Source organism: Maribacter sp. BPC-D8 (genome assembly GCF_035207705.1).
In the GTDB taxonomy this organism is placed as follows: domain Bacteria; phylum Bacteroidota; class Bacteroidia; order Flavobacteriales; family Flavobacteriaceae; genus Maribacter.
Window position 1 is genome coordinate 3762815 of the sequence record NZ_CP128187.1, and the last position, 20601, is coordinate 3783415.

Sequence of the window (20601 nt, forward strand, 5' to 3'; positions counted from 1 at the left end):
TACTATGACAGCATAGCACCGCAGATTCCAAGGCTTATTAAACAATACACTCCAGCTAAAATCATAAATACTTTACCCGCTTTTTTCTTCTCATAATAAAATAAAACGGCACCTATAAGAATGAACAAAATTGCAGGACCGAACATTATTAGAAATAAGAAGGTCGCTAGACCATCTAAATTGCCTTCTAAAATCATATCATTTCGTTTTGTAGTTCCTTTAGTCGTTCAATCTTATCATCCCTATAAAAGAGGTTCATAGTTTCAAACGGAATAATTTTATAGTCTTTATTTACGATGTGCACACATGATTTTTTTATAGCACGTACATCAAAGTTATGGGCATCTATAAACTGCATTATAATGATGCGAAACAAGTTATCATACCCAAGCTCGGGCGCATCTATTTCTGGTAGGCAGCACATAATGCTCTTCAAGTTTTCCGAAGCTTTCTCTACAGAATTACCTGTGCTAAAAAGCTCAATCATTTTACCATGTAGCTGTTCATCTTGCTCGTAAATAATGGTATTTTTTCCTTCGTTTAATAAGTCATCCGGATTTATAAAACGTGTAAGCGGATTCACTTCATCGCCTAATTTCAAAGCATAGGCCATTACCAATGCATCAGGATTGCAAGGAACGGGTATTAAATCGTCCGACTCAAAAATTGGGGATTGTTCTAATATCTTTCTACGTACTTCTGTTAAGGTGATGCGGTTTTCATCCACTTCAAAATTCTCTAAACGACCTGCTATTTGGGTGGGCTGAAAAGTAACTCCGCGAACACATTTTTGCTTCAAGGCAAAATCTATGGTGCTTCCCATTTCGTGGTCGTTCAATCCTTTTTGTAGCACAACTACTAGTGTGGTAGAAAGGTTTAAAGTATTGAGATGCTCTAAAGCTTTTAAACGAACATCGGCTAAATCTCCACCACGCAAAGTTTGTAGCACTTTATTCTCCAACGAATCGAATTGTAAATACACTTCAAAATCTGGAGCATAAGTAGCCAATCGTTTAGCAAATTCAAAATCCTTCGCAATTTTAATTCCGTTGGTATTTAACATTAAATGCCGAATAGGTAGGGACTTGGCGTAATCTAGTATTTCAAAGAAATCGGGGTGAATAGTGGGCTCGCCACCACTAAGCTGCACCACATCTGGTTCGCCCTCGTTTTTTACGATAACGTCGAGCATTTTCTTTATTTCTTCAAGCGTTCTATGCCTACCATAAGTTGGCGAAGAACCAGCATAACAGGTAGGGCAGGTAAGGTTGCAACGATCGGTCAGTTCTATAACCGTAAGGCAAGAATGCTGCTCATGGTCAGGGCAAAGTCCGCAATCATAAGGGCAGCCATAATGAGTTTCAGTATTAAATATTTTCGGGTATTCAGAAGCCTTATTATAATTTCTTATGTTCTTATAATACTCGATGTCATCAGCAATAAGCACCTTAGATCTACCATGCTCTTTACAATTTTTAAGCATGTACACCTTTTCGTTTTCAAAAACGATTTTAGCATCTACCCTTCTAAGACATTCTGGGCAAAGACTTAAAGTAAAATCATAATACGTATAGTTTTTTTCGGACATATGTTATTCCCTGTAGGATGAATTTATAGTAGTAAACCAAACAAATTAAACATAATATTTGAATGCTGCTTAGACCTAGGGTATAAAAACTGTTGGGTTTTAGAAATTCGATACAGAAACGAAGGGAGAAATAACTGACCATAAAGAGCTTAAAAAGAGCTCCGTTCTTAAAAGTAAGATTTGATTTTTGAAGTCTACGGATGATAATAAAAAGCACCGTTAAAAACACCACTTCATACAACGCAATAGGATGCCTGTGAATTCCATCACCTAAGTCCATACCTGTAAATAATGTTGTTTCTTTCCCATAGGTAAACTCTTTAATACCCGCTAAAAAGCAGCCAATTCTGCCAATGATAATCCCTAAGATAATAGGTAATGTAAACAGGTCTCCAGAAGAATGTTTTTCGCCAATAATCTTCTTGGCAAGCTCTACACCTAAAAGTCCGCCAAACAGTCCGCCCATTATGGTTTTGTTATTCAGATTGTATAGCCAATCTTCTTGAATATGTGCCACGGGGTTCTCAAAAAATGCGATTAATCTAGAGAGAAACAAAGCTCCAAAAATGGCACCAATAATTATAGATAATCGGTTGTTAGATGAAATGACATCAGTACTTCTTTTCCGTAGAAAAACATAATATCTGAATGCGAGAAAGAACGCCAAGTATTCAAGAATAAGATGCATGTTTAATTTTACACCAAATACAACAGGCTCATAAGGTATTGAGAAAATAAGGAGCGAATTAATCATGAATTTATTGGTGGTAGATTTAGTAGTTTAAAAGACCAATTTCGTCACTAATTTACGCTCTTTCTATAAACAAGAATTAGAGCATGTGATTACTGCCTTCAAGACCATACAATTTATACAAAAGTCTAAGTAATGCCCTTGTCGTATTTTTATATAACTTTGCAACCCAAAAATATTACGCCAGTGCCCAAAATAGGAGACATACAACTGCCTGATTTCCCGTTGCTTTTAGCACCGATGGAAGATGTGAGCGACCCACCATTTCGTGCCCTTTGTAAAGAGCAAGGTGCCGATGTCGTGTATACAGAATTTATTTCGTCGGAAGGATTAATTCGTGATGCCGCAAAGAGTGTCATGAAATTAGATATTTATGAAAAGGAACGCCCAGTAGGTATTCAGATATTTGGCGCAAATTTAGAGAGTATGCTGCAGTCGGTTGAGATTGTAGAGAAATCTAAACCAGATATTATAGATATTAATTTCGGTTGCCCTGTAAAGAAAGTAGTCTCTAAAGGAGCGGGAGCCGGTATATTAAAAGATATCGATTTAATGGTCTCTTTGACTAAGGCAATGGTCGAACATAGCAGCTTGCCTATTACCGTAAAAACAAGACTAGGTTGGGACGATGATTCTATAAGAATTGTTGAGGTTGCAGAGCGGTTACAAGATGTAGGTTGTGCGGCAATTTCAATTCATGGTAGAACCCGTGCTCAAATGTATAAGGGTAATGCTGATTGGAACCCAATTAGAGAGGTCAAGAACAACCCTAGAATGCATATACCTGTATTTGGTAATGGAGATGTAGATTCGTCAGAAGCAGCTTTAAAAATGCGTGATGAATACGGCTTGGACGGTGCAATGATCGGTCGTGCTAGTATTGGGTACCCTTGGATTTTTAGAGAAATAAAACACTTTTTTGAAACGGGAACACATTTAGCCCCACCAACGATGGAAGAACGTGTAGATGCCGCTCGTCGTCATTTGCAAATGTCTATAGATTGGAAAGGTGAAATATTAGGTGTTTTTGAAACCCGTAGACATTATACCAACTATTTTAAGGGAATTCCTAATTTTAAGGAGTATCGAATGAAAATGGTAACTAGTGATGATTCTGCATCGGTATTTGCAGCCTTTGATGAGGTGATGCAAAAGTTTGGAGATCACGAATTTACTACCGTTTAAAGGTCAACCAATTTTTTATTGATTCGGCTACTTGCAATTTTAGATGCAATGACACCTAGTACAATAATAGTAGCAAGAACAATGGCAATATTGATGAATTCAAATTTTACTGGGTAAGCTAATGACGGAGTAATTTTCAACCAGCTAAAAGCAAGTTGAGACCAAACGATAAGTACACCTATTAAGACTCCAATAAATCCGCCAAAACCTGTAACTAGAATACCCTGTACAAAGTAAATTCTACGTAATTCTTTTATCGTTGTACCAAGGCTGTACAGTGTTTTTGAATTCTGCTGCTTATCTAATATCATCATAATAATAGCGCCGACTACATTAAAAAGTGCGATGATAAGTACCAAGGTAAAGATGAGGTATGTAGCAACGTTTTCGGTATTCAACATTTTATAAAGGGTACTATTCAGTTGTTGTCTGTTTTTTAATTGTACACCAGCACCAAGAATAGATTGAATCTCTGAACGTAAAGCACTTGGTTCAACGCCTTCATCCATTTTAAAATTAATTCCAGAAATAGATAAAGAGTCTTTTTCAAGTAAAGCTTGAGTCAATCTTAAATCGGCAAACACATATTTATTATCCAAATCAGCCTCTACAGCATACACACCGCCAATAACCATAGGTAGTTGATTGTAGAGTGATGAAATACTTTGTTGCGAAATAGAGCCTTTACCGGGTTTAAAAGCATAGATCTGCATTGGGCTACGAAATTGGTTGATGGTAACACCAAGAATATTGGCTATACCTAAACCAGAAACAACTTGAGTATCATTAATAGTCCAGTCGCCAATATAGAGTGTGCTATCAACGCCAGTTACTTTGGTGTAATTACTATCAACACCTTTTATGTAGGCAATATGGTTTTTACCTCGGTGCTCAAGAGATACTTTTTCTTCTAATTCTTTAGAGTAAAATGCTAGTCCGTCTACAGAATGTAAACGTTGTTCTTGTTCAGGAGAAAGTGTAAAAATCTTTCCGGTTACGGGAGATGCTTTCAAATCTGGGTCAAAAGATTCAGTAAAAGAAAGGCTAAAGGTTTTTAATCCGGCGAAAGCCGAAAGCACAATAAAAAGTGCTGCAGAGCCAATAACTATAACTAAAAAGGTGATAAAATTAATAATGTTGACCGCGTTCTGGGTGCTTTTAGAACGCACATACCTTTTAGCGATATAGAGAGGAAAATTCAACCGATCAGGACTTTTTACGTTTAGGTAACAAATCTCTGTTTTCTATTGGATTTTCTTCACGTTTTAATGACTTTTCAATATTCTCAATGTAATCTAAAGAATCATCAAGGTAAAAAAGCAACTCAGGCACTCTACGTAATTGGTTACGCGTACGTTGAGATAGCTCATGTTTAATAAGTGGTTGGTTAGACTTAATACCTTCCATTAATTCGCCCGCTTTGTCATTAGGGAAAATGCTCAAGTATATTTTAGCGATAGATAAATCTGTGGTTACTGCAACTTTAGACACAGATATTAGGGTATTACGAAGTCCGCCATGAATGGCAGCTTTTTGTAGAATGTCTACAATATCTTTTTGAATGACCCCAGCTATTTTACGTTGTCTTTGCGTTTCCATACTGCAAAAATACATAGAAATTGTATCTTAACCCCTATATAAGTTACACTGAAGCTAATAAGGCATGAAAAAGATTGAACATTTAGGTATAGCGGTAAAGAACATGGAAGATTCTAATGCGCTTTTCGAGAAATTATTGGGCATAGCACCCTATAAACAAGAAGAAGTAGCGTCAGAAGGCGTAATGACATCTTTCTTTAAAAACGGACCTAATAAAATAGAGCTTTTGGCCGCCACAGAACCAAACGGACCTATTGCCAAATTCTTAGAAAAAAAGGGAGAAGGCATACATCATGTGGCTTTTGAAGTAGAAGATATCGTTGCAGAAATGGAACGGTTAAAAAAGGAGGGGTTCACGTTATTGAATGAAAAACCTAAAAAAGGGGCTGATAATAAGCTAGTAGCCTTCGTTCACCCAAAGACCGCGAATGGGGTGTTGGTAGAGTTGTGTCAAGAAATTAGAGACTAAGCATTATTTTGTTTGTGTCGATTAAAAATAAGTAGTAATATTGCAACCGCAATTCGCGAGTTCTGAAATTGCTGGTTTGAGCACCAGTCTTTATCGATTTTAATTGAAAAAGTTTTACAGAGCAATTTTAGAATTGTTACCGGTCCTATAGCTCAGCTGGTTAGAGCACCTGACTCATAATCAGGTGGTCCCTGGTTCGAGTCCAGGTGGGACCACTAAGAGAAGCCAAAAGGCTTCTCTTTTTTGTTTTAGATAAGTCTACATTCAAGTAGGTGCTATACATCTACCTCTTCAATAACGATATTTCTTAAAGCTGAGCTTTCTTATTAAGGCTAGAAACTTGTTTTCTTATAAACTACTCTAATTAATTGATTTCAACTTCGGTCGACCCCAATCTATTGTTCGTCGAATTTGTTTATGCCTTTGTTATTTTTAAAGTTCTTTAGTATTATCAATCACATTTGTAATTTCATATTTAAATTAATGGAGTATTCGCAATGATGTTATTATAATGTTGCTAAAAGAACGATCATGGAGGTTTTAGATACAATTTACAATGAAGTAATAGGATTCTTAGGGATATCTCAAGCTTGGGAAATTCTACAGACAGGAGATTATAGTAAGTTCAGAACATTCGACGGTGTGGTTTCCCTTATTTACCCAATTATACCGTTGTTGTTAATCTTAGAATTGATATTAGGTTTCGTCTATAAAAAGCCAGACACCAAGGTTTATAAAGTCAATTTTCTTATTTATGTGTTCAATAGGTTTATTGGTCGTTTTATTGCCATAGCCATGGTTACTATAATTATTGGTTTATTTCAGCAGTATGCTCCTTTTCAAACTAGCATGACTTGGTATTGGTTTATATATGGTTATATCATTTGGGAATTCGCCCATTTTCTATATCATTATTGGGGACATAAAGTGCGATTATTTTGGTGTCTTCATTCAACGCATCATGCGCCTGAAAACATGAATCTTTCGGTAACACATGCACACTTTTTTTTAGAAGCTCCATATGCAGATACTATACGTACTACTGTTTGTATATTACTAGGGATTCAGCCAGAGCTTTTATTTTTGATAATGTTTATTGATGGCACTTACGGAGCATTTATTCATGTGGGTGAGAATGTAATTAAAGATGCACGTTTAGGACCATTGAATAAAATTATCTTGACACCATCACATCATCGTGTTCATCATGCTAAAAATCCACTTTATATGGATACTAATTTCTGTAATTTGTTAAATATATGGGATCATGTATTTGGTACGTATCAAGAGGAGAAAAAAGAAATGAAAATAGAGTATGGTATAACTAGAGAAATAGACTCTGGTAGTTTTATGGACGTCTATTTCGGAGAATTCGTAGGTCTTTTCAAAGATGTAGCTAAGGCGCCAGGGATAAAGAATAAATTCTTATATATTTTTATGCCTCCAGGTTGGAGCCATACAGGAGATCATAAAACATCTAAAGTTACAAGGGCGGAGTTTTTTCAAAATAACCCCACCTATGCTCGCCTTATTAAAGTAGAACGACCAAATTCAATAAATAATAACCCAGTAAAGTAAAATTTATACATTTTTCTTCTTAAGTTACCAAGAATTTGCTTGTTCGTACCTCATAGATTACTGATAGAATGTAGCATAACATACAATTCAATAAAATCAACCCCATTAGATTACCGACTCAGAAATTAACATTTCTTTTAACACAATCTTTCTAAGCTATATTTACCTAGCTCTCTACTATTTCTTAATTTACTAGTTCAAACAAACTAATTCGAAAAATGACTACAAAAAACTCTTGGTACAAGGCGGCATTGCTGACCTTTGTACTTGCCATTTCGTGCATATCTGTGACGGTGGCGCAAACTGTACCTTCTCCAGAAGATGTTTTTGGCTTTAAGGTAGGTGCCGACTACAAACTGGCAGACTACAGCCAAATAGAAGACTACCTTTCTAAACTAGACGCTTCTTCTGAACGCGTTAAAAAAGTGGAAATTGGGACTACTGTATTGGGTAGAAAAATGTACATCTTGTTTATTTCTAGCGAAGAGAACCTTAAAGATTTAGACAAGTGGAAAGACATTAGTACTAAACTAGCTCGTGTTCAGGTTTCAGATGATGAGGCTATGAAACTATCTGAAGAAGGTAAAGCTGTAGTTTGGATCGATGGCGGTATGCACTCTACCGAATTGGCGCATGGGCAAATGACATCTGAACTGGCGTATACTTTGACCACATCAGAAACTACAGAAATGAAAAAAATCAGGGAGAATGTCATTACGATATTGATGCCTGTAATGAATCCAGATGGGTTAGATATTGTTGTTGATTGGTACAAAAAGAACTTAGGTACCGCTTATGAAACATCGCGACCTCCAATTTTGTATCACTATTACATGGGTCATGATAACAATAGAGACTGGTTCATGAATACCATGCCAGAGACCTATAATGTTACCAAGATATTGTACAATGAGTGGTATCCGCAGATAGTGTATAACCATCACCAATCTTCTCCATCTTGGACAAAAATATCATTGCCACCATATGCAGATCCAGTAAACCCAAGAATTCACCCAGCGATTACTGCAGGTGTAAGTGAGTTAGGTTCTGCAATGACCAAAAGGTTTTCATTAGAGAATATGCCAGGTGCAATTGCCGATAATTTCTATACCATGTTCTGGAACGGTGGTGGGCGAACTGTGCCTTACTACCATAACATGATCGGAATTTTAACTGAAGTTGGTCATACAAGTCCGACTCCAAGATTCTATGATCCAGAGAAATTACCAAAAACCGTTGCTGGCGGTACACCAACCGATGGTACAGATATTATGTACCCAGATCCATGGAAAGGTGGCGAGTCTCATTTTCGCGATGCGGTAGATTATATGTTGACTGCGACGTGGGCAACCTTAGATTTGGCGGCTGACCGTAAGAGCAACTACCTATATAATATCTATAAAATGGGTGCGTCGGCAATTGCAGATTCCAAAGAAGAAGGACCGTTTGCATATGTAATCGGTAAGGATCAATGGGATGCTTTTGAATCTGTGAACTTGGTAAATGTGTTACTTAAAGGTGGAATCGAAATTGAGAAAACAACCAAAAGTTTTGAGGTCAACGGAAAGAAATATGAAAAAGGTGCTTATGTAATTTATACGGCACAAGCGTTTAGACCATATTTGATGGATTTGTTAGAGAAGCAAAATTACCCAACACGTTTTCAATACCCAGGCGGCCCTCCAGATACTCCGTATGACTTAGCAGGTTGGACATTGCCAATGCAAATGGGAATTACGGTTGATAAAATTGCAGAGCCTTTTGAAGTGGCTACAGAGAAAGTATCAGATGAAGCATCGTATTATGAAGGTGATGTAAAAGGAAATGCTTCTTTCGGATATTTGCTTAGTGCCAACAGTAATGCATCGGTAATTGTAGCTAACAAAGTATTAAAAGCAGGCGGTACGGCGTATAAAACAAAGGCATCCTTCAAATCAGGAAAAACAACATATCCGGCAGGTGCCTATATCGTCTCTGGCGGTAGTGCTTCTGTAGAAGATTTGGCTGCTGAATATGGTTTAGAAGTAATAGGATTATCCGCAGAACCAAAAGTAGAACTAACGAAAGTACATGCACCCAAAGTAGGGTTGTATAAGTCTTGGGTGCCAAATATGGATGAAGGATGGACTCGTTTTATAATGGATGAATATTCGTTCGAGACCGATACCCTTCATGATAAAGACATTCAAACAAAAGATTTATCTCAGTATGATGTTTTGATACTACCGTCGCAACGACCAAAATCAATTTTACATGGTAATTCTCCATTAAAAATGCCAGAGAAATTTACTGGTGGTATTGGTTTAGAAGGGTCGGTAGCACTAAGCAATTATGTAAAAAATGGCGGAACATTAATAGCATTCGACGAAGCAAGTAACTATGTAATAGAGCAATTTGGTTTACCATTAAAAGATGCTACAGCAGGTACAGAAAGTACAGAGTTCTTTATACCTGGTTCATTGATTAAAGCAGGAATAGATACAACACATCCATTAGCATTTGGTATGCAAGACACGGTGGCAGTTTCGTTTAATAAGAGCCGTGCTTTTGTAATTGATAAGCAAACTAAAAAAGGAGAAGGCGGTACAGAAGATATTAAAGATGCTCCGGCACCAGAAGTTGAGGTTATTGCTAACTATGCAGAAAAAGATTTGTTGATGAGCGGCTGGGCAATGGGCGAGAAAAAGTATATCGCTAAAAAGCCAGCAATGGTAAAAGCGAAATATGGAAAAGGCGCTGTAGTGTTATTTGCATTTAGACCACAGTTTAGAGCACAACCAAGAGGAACGTACAAGCTTATTTTTAATTCTATTTTTGAAGGAGCTGCAGAGTAAGTCTAAAGATATGGTGAGTTAGTGGAATGAATTTAGAGGTTGTAACATTGAGCGCAGTCGAAATGCAAAGCTGTAAACAAGCCTAATGTGATAATTAATTACCTAAATAACAAAAATGCCCATCAGGTTATGATGGGCATTTTTTATTGAAATATTTTAAGAAATCATCAATGATGATGCTTACTTTTTTTATAGTGTTCTTTTAATAAATCTCTACCAAAATCACCATCAAAATCGCGCCAGACAGAATGAATGTGATTGGCATTGTCTTGGCTATTGTCAAATTCAATCATAAATGATTTTGCTTGAATACGGTAATAATGAGCCTTACCAAGAACTGTCGCCCCTGCCCATGCAAATCGCATATCATTTAATTCTTCATTTCTAATGGCATCCATTTTCTCCTTAGCTTGATCTGTTGGTATGGTAGAAACATATTCGTAAATAATACTCATTACCTGTTTTTTCTGATTGGCATTTAAATCGCTTACCAATATACCTTCAGAGGGTAGTTTTTCTGCTACTGAATTATTCCAGCTTTGAATATCGTTATATGCTTTTTCATTAAAAATGGCTATTTTTTGCTGGCTATCGCTTAGCATATTAATGAGTTCTAACCCTAAGTCTTCTTCATTTACTAGCGGACTAAACCCTTTATGTTCCCCTTCCATAATTCTACCAGGGTTAGAGCCAAAGAACCTTGGTGAATATGAAACTTTATCAGCAACGGTAGTAAAATGCAAAGAAACGTGGTGTCCCTCAAAAGACCACATCCAAGCATCTTCATTTGCTGGATCACCGTAAATGGAAACGTAATATTTTTGGGGATCTCTATAGACGGTGTTTCCAGAAATAGCAGCCAGTACTTTTTCTAAACCAATTATTTCGGTGGTCTGCTTGTAGCCTGTATCACTTAATGAGGATTGCAGCAGTTTGTGAACCAATCCCTTTTGATCAGGGGTTAGCTCTTTTAACGGCAGTCCTTTTCGCTCATATAAACTCCAAGGCAGAAAGTGCCAATCGTCTCGCGTAACTTCTTTGAATTCATGTACGATTTTTGACTTTTGTTGCGTAGTCAATGAGCTGATAAATTGATTAACAATTGTAACATCTTGCGAGAATCCCCACAAAGGAAAAATTGTTGCAACAATTAGAATAAAATACTTTTTCATATGTAAAAATTAAATTAATAGGTAATCTTAAATATCCTTCTAACAAACACAAAGCGCTCCACCTGTTTCTTGTGCTAATCTGCATAGGCGATGTTTCAATGTACTTTATTAGGGGTTGTCTAAATCGAATTCGCCAAAGTTGTCCGAGAATATCTCCCAGTCTCCATTTGGTTTTCCGTCTTTAAAAAGAACAAAGGTTATAAAATCCTCTCTTCGCTCCTTGTCCGATGGAATCTTGTTTGTAAGGCGGTTAGCTACTTATGTTCGTTGGTTCATACTAAATATGTGTACTATGTTTAAGGTATATAAATAATTGACACCACTTAATTAGGTGGTGTCAATCAGTACTTGTTTTTCAGAATTATTTTATAAAGGGAGTAAGCACAATATTCCTGTAGGCAACATTACCGTGATCACCTTGTAAGTAAATAGGGCCTGGTGCAAAAACGTCAGAGCTTATTGCTCCTCCGGTTGGTCCTTCAGCTGCTGCATTTTCTATAATTTTCTTTCCATTTAAAATCACCGTAACATGGCGGTTTACTAAAGTTATATCCATTGTTTGCCATTCGCCAGCAGGTTTCTCGGCATTTTCACTTGGTGTAACACGGCTGTAAAGAGCACCCATATTATGACTGTCCAATTCTAGACCGTATGAGTCGACCACTTGTATTTCGTAAAGCCCCCGAAGATAAACGCCACTGTTATTTCCTTCAGGTACATTAACCTCTAATTTTAAATTGAAATCTTCAAACTCTTGATCGGTACGTAGGTTGCCATAATAAATATGCTCACCATTTTCTGGTTGTACAGGGTCATTTTGCATAGTGCCGTTTACGACCTTAAATCCGTTCGGACTTTTAGGGTCAATCGTTCTCCAGCCATCCATATTTTTACCGTTAAAAAGTTTGATCGGCTTACCGTATTTTAAAGTGCTAAAGTCTGATGCAGGTCCTGCGGCAGGCATGCGAGAACCAGTAAAATAACTAATATTTTCACCTGTATTTCCCCAAGCAGGTCCTGTCATGGTACCAGCAATGGCATCATTTATTTTGGTAATGCGCATCGTCCAAGTTCTGATGTGAGTACGTGCTTTGCCTGAGGTGGTTTTTAGTTCCTCTTCAGAAGTACGGGTAACAATTAAGGTGTTTTCATCAACTAAGTACACATCAGATACAGGTAAAATACTACCGCCGATCCATAATAATTCGCCGTCTAAAACACCTTGTTGCTCGTGTACTTTTAGCCAAGCTACGCCGCCACCTACTACATCGATAGTCCAAGTGCCAATAAAGGTGTTTTCAGGTTCAGGTAAATTGTTTGTGGTAATTGCAAAAGATGAGGTTATGGCACATAAAAATGCCATGAAGAAAACTGGTAATTTTTTCATGATTTAGTTTGTGTTAGGTTTTGGTTTGATTGTACAAAGACGAAGTACAATACCTAAAAGTAAGAATTAATATAAAGCGTGATCCCTGTTGTTTTAAAGTTTAACAGCAAATTAGGGTACGTAGAAATGTGTTGTTTTATTTAGGTAATTAATGTTAAGAAATAGTAAGCATTTAAATTTTTCAAAAAAGTTTTATAAGTAAATATTCCTACAAATACCATGGTTATTGACGTAGCGTAAATATTACGGAAAACCGTAATAAATGGGCGTGCAATATTTTTAAAATCGGTTTGTTAAGTATAGACCTAACAAATAAATTAAAACCAAAATCACCATGAAAACATTTAATCAATTACTATTATTATCCTCTATTGCAGTGATTAATTTTAGCTGTGAAAAGTCAACCTCAGAGGAGTTTGAAGAAGTTAACGGAAACGTAGAGACAAAGCTTATCAGCTCAATAAATGTTACGTCTGCCGAAGATTCAGAAGATAGCGGCAACATTTTATTTTCGTACAATAATGATTTACAATTAACGTCTATTTTCGACGGAACAGAATCGACCAACTTCGTTTATGATGGAGATAATTTAAGTAATGTAACCGGTAACGTAGATAACGGAAATGTAGAAGAATTATATGAATCGCCGTACGATGCTTTTGAAACCGGACAAATAGAAGAATATGATGACAATGGTAACCCATCTGTAATCAAATTTATAGAGTACGATTATGATTATATGACTGACGAAGAAGAGGTCGTGTATTACACAGCAGAAATCTCTTATGACGATAAGCCAAACCCATTTTACAAAACGGCAGAAGCAGCAGGAATGATTGATGTTTTAGATCAAATTAAATTGAATTTTGCAGAAGCTCCACAGGCAGAAGAAATTGCAAGGGCAAAAGCATTGTTCCCTAATAACAATCCGTCGCAAGTAGTGTATAAAAATGAGGAAGGTGAAATAGAATACACCATAAACTTGTCTTACACTTACGATGGTGATTACCCAACTGCAGCAACCGTTTCTACGGTTTCTATGCACTCAGACGAGAATGAAACATACGTAACGACTTTCACTTATGTAGGTGACTAAGTAAATTGAAGATATTTTAGATAATAGAAAGCAGCCTAAAAGGCTGCTTTCTTGGTTTTTAAGAAGTTTCTATACATTGATATTAAATTTAATTCAAAAACTGATTTCTGTATTTCCTAATAAAATGTTAAATTGAGGCAGCCCTTAATATTGGTATACTAAAGTTCCCCCAGAATAAATTAGTGTTGCTCTTTATTATTGGGCTTTTTTATTGATGTCCGTCCGAGACAAGACTTCTTACTCTCCAATTACCTCATTCAAGTAAAAACCAAAAACTCATTTTCAACAAAATCTATTATATAGACAGTGTAGCAGCGAAAATTCTAAAAATTCAATTAACTTTAAAAGGTATATGCCTTGGCGGCAAATTTTACCGCACAGAATTCAAAGAATAATCTTAAATTAGGCAAACACTTAATAAAATGTATTTGTAAATAATGGCAAAAATTGAAATTAAAGGTTCCCCCGAAGAGCTTGAAAGAGTAGCCACTTTCTTGGCAAACAACAATATAAAGTTCAATGTTGTTAATGATTACGGTAATCATTCTCTAGAAGATTTAGATAAGTATGCTGGTCTTATTACTAAGTTCTCAGCTGCTGTGCCTGAAAAATAAGCAACAATATGAAAGGCTTACAAGAAATAAAATCTGAAATTGAACAGTTGGTTAGCACTAACGGCAAAACAGAACTAGAGGTAGTAGAGGCGCTTCACAAATATTACTTCAACAAAGCTGTAACGGCAGAGATAAAACTGTATAAGAAGAAAAAGAAAAAGGTAGCTCAAATAACGAAAGACCTTAAAATTAGCCACCGTAGGTTCTACAAAATTTTGGAAGACAAAAAGGTAGAATTCACCAAATACAATAAGTCCAAAGAAGAAGCAGTAGAGTAATTTTCATTAGCGATTTGGTATAATTTAAAAGAAATGGCGATTACAAAACACATGTTGGTAATGCTTATTTCTATTTTGTTATGCCATAATATCAATGCCCAAAAGGTGGCGGTGAAAACCCAAGTACAAACTACTGTTAATATCGAATGCAACAACGAAGGTTGTTTTGGTAGTTATTATGGTAAAGAATTTATCGATGGCTCAGATGTCGGCCATCAATTCTCGAATACCATGTCAGCTAAGGTTGGGCATAAATTAAAGGAACTCTATGCTCAAGATAAATACGTAAAAGTAGATTTTGAAAACATATACATGTCTACCAATGGTATGGGTTCTGGCGTGGTAACGTATGAGTTGAAGATTCCGTTTGTTACTGTTGTTACAAAATGCTATGCCTATACTTCTTTTGATCATGTAGGCGGATGGAATCATGAACCCTCATTATCTCGTAGAAAGAAAGAATTAAGTCCGCTTTTAATGCCTGGCGAATCTTTAGATATTAGTAACTTGAAAACAACCAACGAAGGATTGCAAGAATATTGGATTCAATGGAAGAACAAGACTACACAACATAACTGTAACCAAAACTAAAAATATATGCTATGGCATTTCAGAAAAGAGAGCTAGTTATCGCATCCCCTTTTTTGATCATTGCCGTAAATTTTGCGGTTGCTTTTGGTTTCGGTGAATTCATGGGGAAATGGGCATTTATACCCATGATTCTTATTGGTTGGGCACTTTGGATTTTCTTTATTTTTAAATACGGAGGAAAAGAGTCCGTTGCCAATTGGTTAAAGAAAGCTAAAGGAGCTTTTGGTTGGAAATTATTTGCGGTAATTGTCGGATTGATTCCGTTGCCTCTTTTTCTAATGCACTATCAATTGTTAGACCATTGGACCATTTGGTTACCTTGGATTCTACTTGCGGTATTTAATCCCTTTATTGAAGAGTTTTACTGGCGCGGACTATTGTTAGACTATACCAAAACGTGGTCTAATTGGGCTTCAGTATTGTTCACAGGAATACTGTTTGCAATTAATCATGCAGCATTCGGGGTTAACTCCGCCGTCAATAGTGGATTTGAGTTGGTCATTTCTACCTTAATCATGGGTGTCGTTTGGGCATGGGTTTATAAGAAGACGAATAGCCTACGTTGGACTATCTTCTCTCATTTTTTAGTGGATTTTCTTGGTGTTTCAGCAGCAGCTTTCTTAGATTTATACGAGAAAGGAAACTGGTGATAAAATTTTAATGATTAGAGTATGAATAAAGAATCGCTCTCTAAATTAAGTACAGAAGAACTGCTTAAAAGGCATACAGCAGTAAAAACTATGGTGTGGGTTTTGACAATAGGTTTAACTGGAGTTTTACTCTTTTTTATCTATGTTTCTATTCAAGATGGATTCACGCCGTTATTGGCAGTTCCGTTAGCGTTATCAGCAATTATACCCTTAAATGTAAAGAATATGAATGCGCTGAAAAAGGAGTTAGATTCCAGAAAATAAGCGTTAAGTTTTCGGCCAATTAATTAGGGATACAAAATTAGAATTATGAGAAAAATATTATCAATTGTTGGAATGGTCATAGCGATAATTGAAATAGCATATAGTTTTGTTGGAGACAGCGATACAGGTCAATTTTTTGGAATTGATATGAATATTTGGGTTTTCCGTTTACTTTGGCTTGCTTTATTTGGGGTAGTATTTAACGGATTCCTTAAAGAAAGTAAAAAGCCACAATAACAATATAATTTGAACAATAATACTGTTTTGGGTCTATCTATAATGTTTGGGAGGTAAAATAGTATTGTTTTGTTTGTTAAATTAAAGTTTCCGTAAACAATTACCAAGTATTTCGACTCACACATCACATGAAAAAGCGAAAATTTAAAATCAGTGATATCATATTTGTGGTGTTTATCTTGTTGTTGATAATTCCGCAGACAAGAACGCCAATTCAGGTTGCCGTCAATAAACTGAAAGTAGCAATTTGGTCACCCAGTATTGAAGATGAAGAAGACCAAAATGAGGTTAATCCGTTTCAATATGCCGTTGTTGATTTACAAGGTGAAACTGAAAGCATATCGGTAGGTAAAGGTAAGGTTACTTTTATCAGTTATTGGGCAACTTGGTGTCCGCCATGTATTGCAGAATTACCAGGAATTCAAGATTTGTATAAAGACTACGGAGACAAGGTCAATTTTATATTATTGACTCAAGAAGAGCCAGAAAGAGTACATCGGTTTATTGAAAAGAGAGGTTATGAACTACCTATCTATTTTCCACAAATGCAAACTCCCGAAATATTGCAAGAAAATAGCATCCCCACTAATTATGTAATTGATGCTAAAGGAAAAATCATCATAAAAGAAACCGGTGCCGCAGATTGGAACAGTAAAAAAATACGTAATCTGTTAGATGAACTTATAGAGAAGTAATGTAGTTTTCTTCGAGGTAGCTAACGAACAAAAAAAAGCCGGAATCAAAATTCCGGCCCTTTCCACATCTCCCAATCAAAGAAACATTAATCAATCATTTCACTCAATACTTTTCCGCTTTCGTTGAAAACCACATCTCTTTCATCATTCCATCCTTTTTCTAGCTCAACATCATAAGTAGTAGAACCGTCCATAGTAGTTTTTTCGACAGAATCTACTTTGTATCCGGCATAGTTACTGGCAATTACAGCGGTAATGGCTTGTGGTAAATCTGCTGCGGTAATTTCATGTTCCGCTTTAGTCGCTATTCCATCCGTAGTATACCAAATTTCATGTTCCAGTCTATTATTATCAAATTCAACCTTATATGACTGTCCTTCTAATTCCCACTCCACATTACTTGCCTGAGGGTAATTTTGCTCAAAACTCTGTCTTAAATTTGCGGGCACAGAATTAGGGTTAATATCTTGTGCAAATACGGTACATACACCCAATATGGTTAAAGCTATTGTTGCTAAATTCTTATTTTTCATTATCAGTAAATTTTTAAATTCCCTTCAAAGAAAAGAGCCAAATCTAGAAGAAATTGGGAATGCTGGTAATTTTACTTTTTTTAGCGCTTAAATGCTTAGGGTTATAATTCCCATATCTTTCTAGAATTCTTTTATATTGTTGTTGCAAACAACAGTGCCATGAAAATTCTAATTATAGAAGACGAACCCCAAATGCTAGAGAATATGCGCCTAACTTTAGAGCGCGAGCAGTATATGGTAGAAACTGCTGCAGATTTTGCAACCGCCAGCACTAAAATTGGGGTGTATGATTATGATTGTATTCTGTTAGATATAACGTTGCCAGACGGTAATGGTTTAGAACTTTTAAAACAATTGAAACAATTGGGTAAAGATGACGGGGTAATTATTGTTTCGGCAAAAGACTCTTTAGACGACCGTATAAAAGGACTTAATTTAGGTGCAGATGATTACTTGCCCAAACCTTTTCATATGGCAGAATTACATGCACGGGTAAAAGCAATAGTTCGTCGTAGAACCTTTGATGGTAATAAGCTCATAGAAATTGGAAACATAAGCATCGACCCAGAAAGTAGAAGCATTCATATTAATAAAAAAGAGGTAGTTCTTAACCGTAAAGAATACGACGTACTCTTATATATGATATCTAATAAAACACGTTTGGTGACCAAAACTGCTTTAGCAGAACATGTGTGGGGAGACCATATTGACCAAGCAGATAGTTTTGACTTCATCTATTCTCAATTCAAAAACCTACGTAAAAAACTTTCAGATGCTGTGGCAAGTATAGAGATAGAAGCCGTTTATGGTGTTGGGTATAAATTACAGGTTATATAATTTGTAGCAACTATGAAACTTCTAAATCACACTACAAAATACTTTGCCATACTGCTCATTGTACTTATATCTATATGGGCGGTGATCTTTTATTTTGCCATGTTAGATGAGGTTTATGATAGTTTAGATGACGGATTGGAGAATCAAAAAGAATTAATAATAAGAGCGGTAAACGATGATCCAGATTTGCTGCAAGACACAGAATTCGGAGTCAATAATTACACCATTAAAAACACCGAGGTTGGTGATCATACCAAGTTTAAAGATAGTTATCGCGATACGTTAATGTATATGCAGAACGAAGATGAATATGAGCCTATTCGTATGCTTGAAAGCACGTTTCAACAAGACGGTAATTATTACAAAATAAAGCTCATTACTTCTATGGTCGAAGAAGATGACCAAATAGAAAACTTATTTAAGTATTTGGTGGGACTTTACCTAGTATTGATTCTGAGCATTGTGGTGCTTAACAACCTGGTCATGAAAAAAGTGTGGAAACCTTTTTACACCCTCATTGATAGGTTAAAAGGCTTTCGTATAGAAAAGGACGACCCCATAAAATCAGAACCTACAACAATAGACGAGTTTAATTTATTGAACCAAAGTGTAGAGCGTTTAACAGAGAAATCGCGCGATAGTTATGTAGCCCAAAAAGAGTTTATAGAAAATGCAGCACATGAATTACAGACGCCGCTTGCCATTGCTATTAACAAGTTAGAGTTGTTGTTAGAGCAAAATGAACTGTCAGGTTTACAATCGCAAGAAGTTGGTGGTGTTTTAGATAATCTTACACGATTAACGCGATTAAACAAGTCATTGTTATTGCTTTCTAAAATTGATAACAAACAGTATTTAGAAGAAGAGACTATTGATTTTAATGAACTGACAAAAAATGTATCTACAGATTTCTCAGATTTTGCTACACATAAAAATATGCGTTTAAACGTTGTAGCAAATGCTGACCCGTCCTGAAATATGTATACAAAACACTTCAAGTATATGTATAAAAATGATGGATATGTAAAACGCTATAGTGAGAGCTTTAAGCTCAAGGTATTGGCAGAACTAACCAAAGGAAACCATTCCAAAAGACAAATTGCATTAACTTACGGTATACAATCCAGTACTATAAACGTATGGATAAAAAAGTACGATCGTAAAGATCTAATGAACACCCGTGTAACCGTGCAAACAGACGATGAACTTTCCCGTATCAAAGCCCTGCAAAAAGAGCTAAAGCAACTTAAGGACCTTCTTATTAAAAAAGACCTGGACAAATTGGTGACCGATAGCTATCTCGAGGTAGCTGCTGAGAATCTAGGTTATAGAGATGTTGAGGAATTAAAAAAAAACTTAAACATAAAGCCTTAATGAAAGTAGCACCGATAAACCGTAATGAAAGACTGTTATCCATTGGTACTATCTGCAATGCTTTTGATTTGAAAAGAGATGCCTATTACAAATACCAAAAAAGGTTTTTAATCAAAAAACAGATAGAACAGGATATAATCGAACTTGTTCGGCAAAGTAGAAGAACACTGCCCAGAGAAGGCACCAGAAAACTCATGAGGTCATTAAAAGATGAGTTTCACAAGTATGACATCAAAGTAGGCAGAGACCGGCTATTCCGTATCTTAAGAGAAAACAATTTGCTCATAAGAAGAAAGAGATACTCCTGTAGAACTACCAATTCATATCACAGATTCTACAAGTATAATAACATTATAAAAGACTTGAAGATCAATAGGCCTAATCAGGTTTGGGCATCCGATATTACCTATATCAGAACTATAAAAGGATTCTGTTACCTGGCATTGATTACGGACATGTACTCCCGTAAAATCGTTGGATACGACCTGAGTGATAGCCTTGAACTAAAAGGTTGTGTCAGAGCTTTAAATAAGGCTATTTACAATGCTAAGAACATTGACAGCCTTATTCATCACTCCGACAGAGGTATTCAATATTGTAGTAACGTCTATACCCAAATACTAAAAAGAAAGAAAATAGAAATTAGTATGACAGAAGAAAACCATTGCTATGAAAACGCCCTAGCCGAAAGGGTCAACGGTATTCTAAAAGATGAATTCTATCTTGACCAGACTTTTACAAGCGTTGTACATGCTAAAAAAGCAGCCAAAAATGCAATCAAATTATACAACTCTAAAAGATTGCATTTATCTTTAGATTATAAAACACCAAATTACGTGCATCAATATGCCGCTTAAAAATAATATTAA

General features: G+C 36.1%; 24 protein-coding genes and 1 tRNA gene. 17 read left to right on the forward strand and 8 right to left on the reverse strand.

Annotated elements, in window-relative coordinates; all coding sequences use genetic code 11:
- Positions 1-2 precede the first annotated feature (2 nt).
- The 3 genes from QSV08_RS16400 to QSV08_RS16410 are packed head-to-tail and all read right to left on the reverse strand — an operon-like array spanning position 3 to position 2342.
- Positions 3-197, reverse strand: a complete 195-nt coding sequence (locus tag QSV08_RS16400) for a hypothetical protein (RefSeq protein WP_324024794.1) — start codon at positions 195-197, stop codon at positions 3-5.
- Positions 194-1588 carry a radical SAM protein gene (locus QSV08_RS16405; RefSeq protein WP_324024795.1) on the reverse strand — a complete coding sequence of 465 codons (1395 nt, stop codon included), beginning with the start codon at positions 1586-1588 and terminating at the stop codon, positions 194-196. The genes QSV08_RS16400 and QSV08_RS16405 overlap by 4 nt, the downstream gene beginning before the upstream one ends.
- Positions 1560-2342, reverse strand: a complete 783-nt coding sequence (locus QSV08_RS16410; protein WP_324024796.1) for a prolipoprotein diacylglyceryl transferase family protein — start codon at positions 2340-2342, stop codon at positions 1560-1562. Before QSV08_RS16410 ends, QSV08_RS16405 begins: the two co-directional genes overlap by 29 nt.
- Positions 2343-2525: 183 nt before the next feature.
- Between QSV08_RS16410 and dusB the strand changes: the two genes are divergently transcribed.
- Positions 2526-3524 carry a tRNA dihydrouridine synthase DusB gene (gene dusB, locus QSV08_RS16415; RefSeq protein ID WP_324024797.1) on the forward strand — a complete coding sequence of 333 codons (999 nt, stop codon included), beginning with the start codon at positions 2526-2528 and terminating at the stop codon, positions 3522-3524.
- Here the strand turns inward: dusB and QSV08_RS16420 are convergent.
- Positions 3521-4726, reverse strand: a complete 1206-nt coding sequence (locus QSV08_RS16420; RefSeq protein WP_324024798.1) for an ABC transporter permease — start codon at positions 4724-4726, stop codon at positions 3521-3523. The two genes, dusB and QSV08_RS16420, sit on opposite strands and share 4 nt — an antisense overlap.
- A 4-nt stretch (positions 4727-4730) precedes the next feature.
- Entirely contained in the window at positions 4731-5123 is a 393-nt protein-coding gene (rbfA, locus tag QSV08_RS16425; RefSeq protein ID WP_073241328.1) for a 30S ribosome-binding factor RbfA, read from the reverse strand.
- 64 nt (positions 5124-5187) lie between these two features.
- Between rbfA and mce the strand changes: the two genes are divergently transcribed.
- From mce to QSV08_RS16445, 4 genes are all read left to right on the forward strand, one after another.
- The gene (mce, locus tag QSV08_RS16430; RefSeq protein ID WP_324024799.1) at positions 5188-5592 is read left to right on the forward strand and encodes a methylmalonyl-CoA epimerase; all 405 of its coding nucleotides are present in this window, start codon (positions 5188-5190) and stop codon (positions 5590-5592) included.
- 141 nt (positions 5593-5733) lie between these two features.
- Positions 5734-5807: transfer RNA gene (locus tag QSV08_RS16435), tRNA-Ile, on the forward strand.
- 316 nt (positions 5808-6123) lie between these two features.
- Positions 6124-7170, forward strand: coding sequence for a sterol desaturase family protein (locus QSV08_RS16440; protein ID WP_324024800.1), 1047 nt, complete (start codon positions 6124-6126; stop codon positions 7168-7170).
- Between the two features lie 218 nt (positions 7171-7388).
- Complete coding sequence (locus QSV08_RS16445) at positions 7389-10004, forward strand: M14 family metallopeptidase (protein WP_324024801.1); 2616 nt, start codon at positions 7389-7391, stop codon at positions 10002-10004.
- Between the two features lie 167 nt (positions 10005-10171).
- Here QSV08_RS16445 and QSV08_RS16450 read toward each other — a convergent pair whose 3' ends face one another.
- Positions 10172-11176, reverse strand: coding sequence for a DUF3500 domain-containing protein (locus tag QSV08_RS16450; RefSeq protein WP_324024802.1), 1005 nt, complete (start codon positions 11174-11176; stop codon positions 10172-10174).
- A 361-nt stretch (positions 11177-11537) separates the two neighbouring features.
- Positions 11538-12563, reverse strand: a complete 1026-nt coding sequence (locus QSV08_RS16455; protein WP_324024803.1) for a family 16 glycoside hydrolase — start codon at positions 12561-12563, stop codon at positions 11538-11540.
- A 334-nt stretch (positions 12564-12897) separates the two neighbouring features.
- Here QSV08_RS16455 and QSV08_RS16460 point away from each other — a divergent pair, with 334 nt between their 5' ends.
- The 8 genes from QSV08_RS16460 (at position 12898) to QSV08_RS16495 (ending at position 16988) form a co-directional block, all read left to right on the forward strand.
- Positions 12898-13659, forward strand: a complete 762-nt coding sequence (locus tag QSV08_RS16460) for a hypothetical protein (RefSeq protein WP_324024804.1) — start codon at positions 12898-12900, stop codon at positions 13657-13659.
- A 437-nt stretch (positions 13660-14096) separates the two neighbouring features.
- Complete coding sequence (locus QSV08_RS16465) at positions 14097-14273, forward strand: hypothetical protein (protein ID WP_324024805.1); 177 nt, start codon at positions 14097-14099, stop codon at positions 14271-14273.
- An 8-nt stretch (positions 14274-14281) separates the two neighbouring features.
- Positions 14282-14551, forward strand: a complete 270-nt coding sequence (locus QSV08_RS16470) for a hypothetical protein (RefSeq protein WP_324024806.1) — start codon at positions 14282-14284, stop codon at positions 14549-14551.
- Between the two features lie 33 nt (positions 14552-14584).
- The gene (locus QSV08_RS16475) at positions 14585-15142 is read left to right on the forward strand and encodes a hypothetical protein (RefSeq protein WP_324024807.1); all 558 of its coding nucleotides are present in this window, start codon (positions 14585-14587) and stop codon (positions 15140-15142) included.
- Positions 15143-15153: 11 nt separating this feature from the next.
- Positions 15154-15792: a CPBP family intramembrane glutamic endopeptidase gene (locus QSV08_RS16480; RefSeq protein ID WP_324024808.1), complete on the forward strand. Its 639-nt coding sequence runs from the start codon at positions 15154-15156 to the stop codon at positions 15790-15792.
- Between the two features lie 21 nt (positions 15793-15813).
- Complete coding sequence (locus QSV08_RS16485) at positions 15814-16056, forward strand: hypothetical protein (RefSeq protein ID WP_324024809.1); 243 nt, start codon at positions 15814-15816, stop codon at positions 16054-16056.
- Between the two features lie 45 nt (positions 16057-16101).
- Positions 16102-16293 carry a hypothetical protein gene (locus tag QSV08_RS16490; protein ID WP_324024810.1) on the forward strand — a complete coding sequence of 64 codons (192 nt, stop codon included), beginning with the start codon at positions 16102-16104 and terminating at the stop codon, positions 16291-16293.
- A 128-nt stretch (positions 16294-16421) separates the two neighbouring features.
- A complete protein-coding gene (locus QSV08_RS16495; RefSeq protein WP_324024811.1) occupies positions 16422-16988 on the forward strand; it encodes a TlpA family protein disulfide reductase in 567 nt (188 codons plus the stop codon).
- A gap of 86 nt (positions 16989-17074) precedes the next feature.
- Here the strand turns inward: QSV08_RS16495 and QSV08_RS16500 are convergent, their stop codons facing one another.
- Complete coding sequence (locus tag QSV08_RS16500; protein WP_324024812.1) at positions 17075-17521, reverse strand: PepSY-like domain-containing protein; 447 nt, start codon at positions 17519-17521, stop codon at positions 17075-17077.
- 159 nt (positions 17522-17680) lie between these two features.
- On the opposite strand from QSV08_RS16500, the gene QSV08_RS16505 reads away from it, so the two are divergent.
- The 4 genes from QSV08_RS16505 to QSV08_RS16520 are packed head-to-tail and all read left to right on the forward strand — an operon-like array spanning position 17681 to position 20589.
- Positions 17681-18358 carry a response regulator transcription factor gene (locus tag QSV08_RS16505; RefSeq protein WP_324024813.1) on the forward strand — a complete coding sequence of 226 codons (678 nt, stop codon included), beginning with the start codon at positions 17681-17683 and terminating at the stop codon, positions 18356-18358.
- Between the two features lie 12 nt (positions 18359-18370).
- The gene (locus QSV08_RS16510; RefSeq protein ID WP_324024814.1) at positions 18371-19333 is read left to right on the forward strand and encodes a histidine kinase dimerization/phospho-acceptor domain-containing protein; all 963 of its coding nucleotides are present in this window, start codon (positions 18371-18373) and stop codon (positions 19331-19333) included.
- 3 nt (positions 19334-19336) lie between these two features.
- On the forward strand, positions 19337-19732 hold the full coding sequence (locus QSV08_RS16515) for a transposase (protein WP_226989911.1): 396 nt from the start codon (positions 19337-19339) through the stop codon (positions 19730-19732).
- Positions 19732-20589 carry an IS3 family transposase gene (locus tag QSV08_RS16520; RefSeq protein WP_324023650.1) on the forward strand — a complete coding sequence of 286 codons (858 nt, stop codon included), beginning with the start codon at positions 19732-19734 and terminating at the stop codon, positions 20587-20589. The genes QSV08_RS16515 and QSV08_RS16520 overlap by 1 nt, the downstream gene beginning before the upstream one ends.
- Positions 20590-20601 lie beyond the last annotated feature (12 nt).

Excerpts from the sequence above, each read along its gene's own strand:
- QSV08_RS16455 (WP_324024803.1), bottom strand. The coding sequence starts at position 12,563 with ATGAAAAAATTACCAGTTTTCTTCATGGCATTTTTATGTGCCATAACC.
- QSV08_RS16440 (WP_324024800.1), top strand. The coding sequence starts at position 6,124 with ATGGAGGTTTTAGATACAATTTACAATGAAGTAATAGGATTCTTAGGG.
- QSV08_RS16515 (WP_226989911.1), top strand. The coding sequence starts at position 19,337 with ATGTATACAAAACACTTCAAGTATATGTATAAAAATGATGGATATGTA.
- QSV08_RS16400 (WP_324024794.1), bottom strand. The coding sequence starts at position 197 with ATGATTTTAGAAGGCAATTTAGATGGTCTAGCGACCTTCTTATTTCTA.
- QSV08_RS16410 (WP_324024796.1), bottom strand. The coding sequence starts at position 2,342 with ATGATTAATTCGCTCCTTATTTTCTCAATACCTTATGAGCCTGTTGTA.
- rbfA (WP_073241328.1), bottom strand. The coding sequence starts at position 5,123 with ATGGAAACGCAAAGACAACGTAAAATAGCTGGGGTCATTCAAAAAGAT.
- QSV08_RS16505 (WP_324024813.1), top strand. The coding sequence starts at position 17,681 with ATGAAAATTCTAATTATAGAAGACGAACCCCAAATGCTAGAGAATATG.
- QSV08_RS16510 (WP_324024814.1), top strand. The coding sequence starts at position 18,371 with ATGAAACTTCTAAATCACACTACAAAATACTTTGCCATACTGCTCATT.
- QSV08_RS16465 (WP_324024805.1), top strand. The coding sequence starts at position 14,097 with ATGGCAAAAATTGAAATTAAAGGTTCCCCCGAAGAGCTTGAAAGAGTA.
- QSV08_RS16480 (WP_324024808.1), top strand. The coding sequence starts at position 15,154 with ATGGCATTTCAGAAAAGAGAGCTAGTTATCGCATCCCCTTTTTTGATC.
- QSV08_RS16495 (WP_324024811.1), top strand. The coding sequence starts at position 16,422 with ATGAAAAAGCGAAAATTTAAAATCAGTGATATCATATTTGTGGTGTTT.
- QSV08_RS16450 (WP_324024802.1), bottom strand. The coding sequence starts at position 11,176 with ATGAAAAAGTATTTTATTCTAATTGTTGCAACAATTTTTCCTTTGTGG.
- QSV08_RS16460 (WP_324024804.1), top strand. The coding sequence starts at position 12,898 with ATGAAAACATTTAATCAATTACTATTATTATCCTCTATTGCAGTGATT.
- QSV08_RS16405 (WP_324024795.1), bottom strand. The coding sequence starts at position 1,588 with ATGTCCGAAAAAAACTATACGTATTATGATTTTACTTTAAGTCTTTGC.
- QSV08_RS16485 (WP_324024809.1), top strand. The coding sequence starts at position 15,814 with ATGAATAAAGAATCGCTCTCTAAATTAAGTACAGAAGAACTGCTTAAA.
- QSV08_RS16445 (WP_324024801.1), top strand. The coding sequence starts at position 7,389 with ATGACTACAAAAAACTCTTGGTACAAGGCGGCATTGCTGACCTTTGTA.
- QSV08_RS16470 (WP_324024806.1), top strand. The coding sequence starts at position 14,282 with ATGAAAGGCTTACAAGAAATAAAATCTGAAATTGAACAGTTGGTTAGC.
- QSV08_RS16500 (WP_324024812.1), bottom strand. The coding sequence starts at position 17,521 with ATGAAAAATAAGAATTTAGCAACAATAGCTTTAACCATATTGGGTGTA.
- QSV08_RS16520 (WP_324023650.1), top strand. The coding sequence starts at position 19,732 with ATGAAAGTAGCACCGATAAACCGTAATGAAAGACTGTTATCCATTGGT.
- QSV08_RS16475 (WP_324024807.1), top strand. The coding sequence starts at position 14,585 with ATGGCGATTACAAAACACATGTTGGTAATGCTTATTTCTATTTTGTTA.
- QSV08_RS16490 (WP_324024810.1), top strand. The coding sequence starts at position 16,102 with ATGAGAAAAATATTATCAATTGTTGGAATGGTCATAGCGATAATTGAA.
- mce (WP_324024799.1), top strand. The coding sequence starts at position 5,188 with ATGAAAAAGATTGAACATTTAGGTATAGCGGTAAAGAACATGGAAGAT.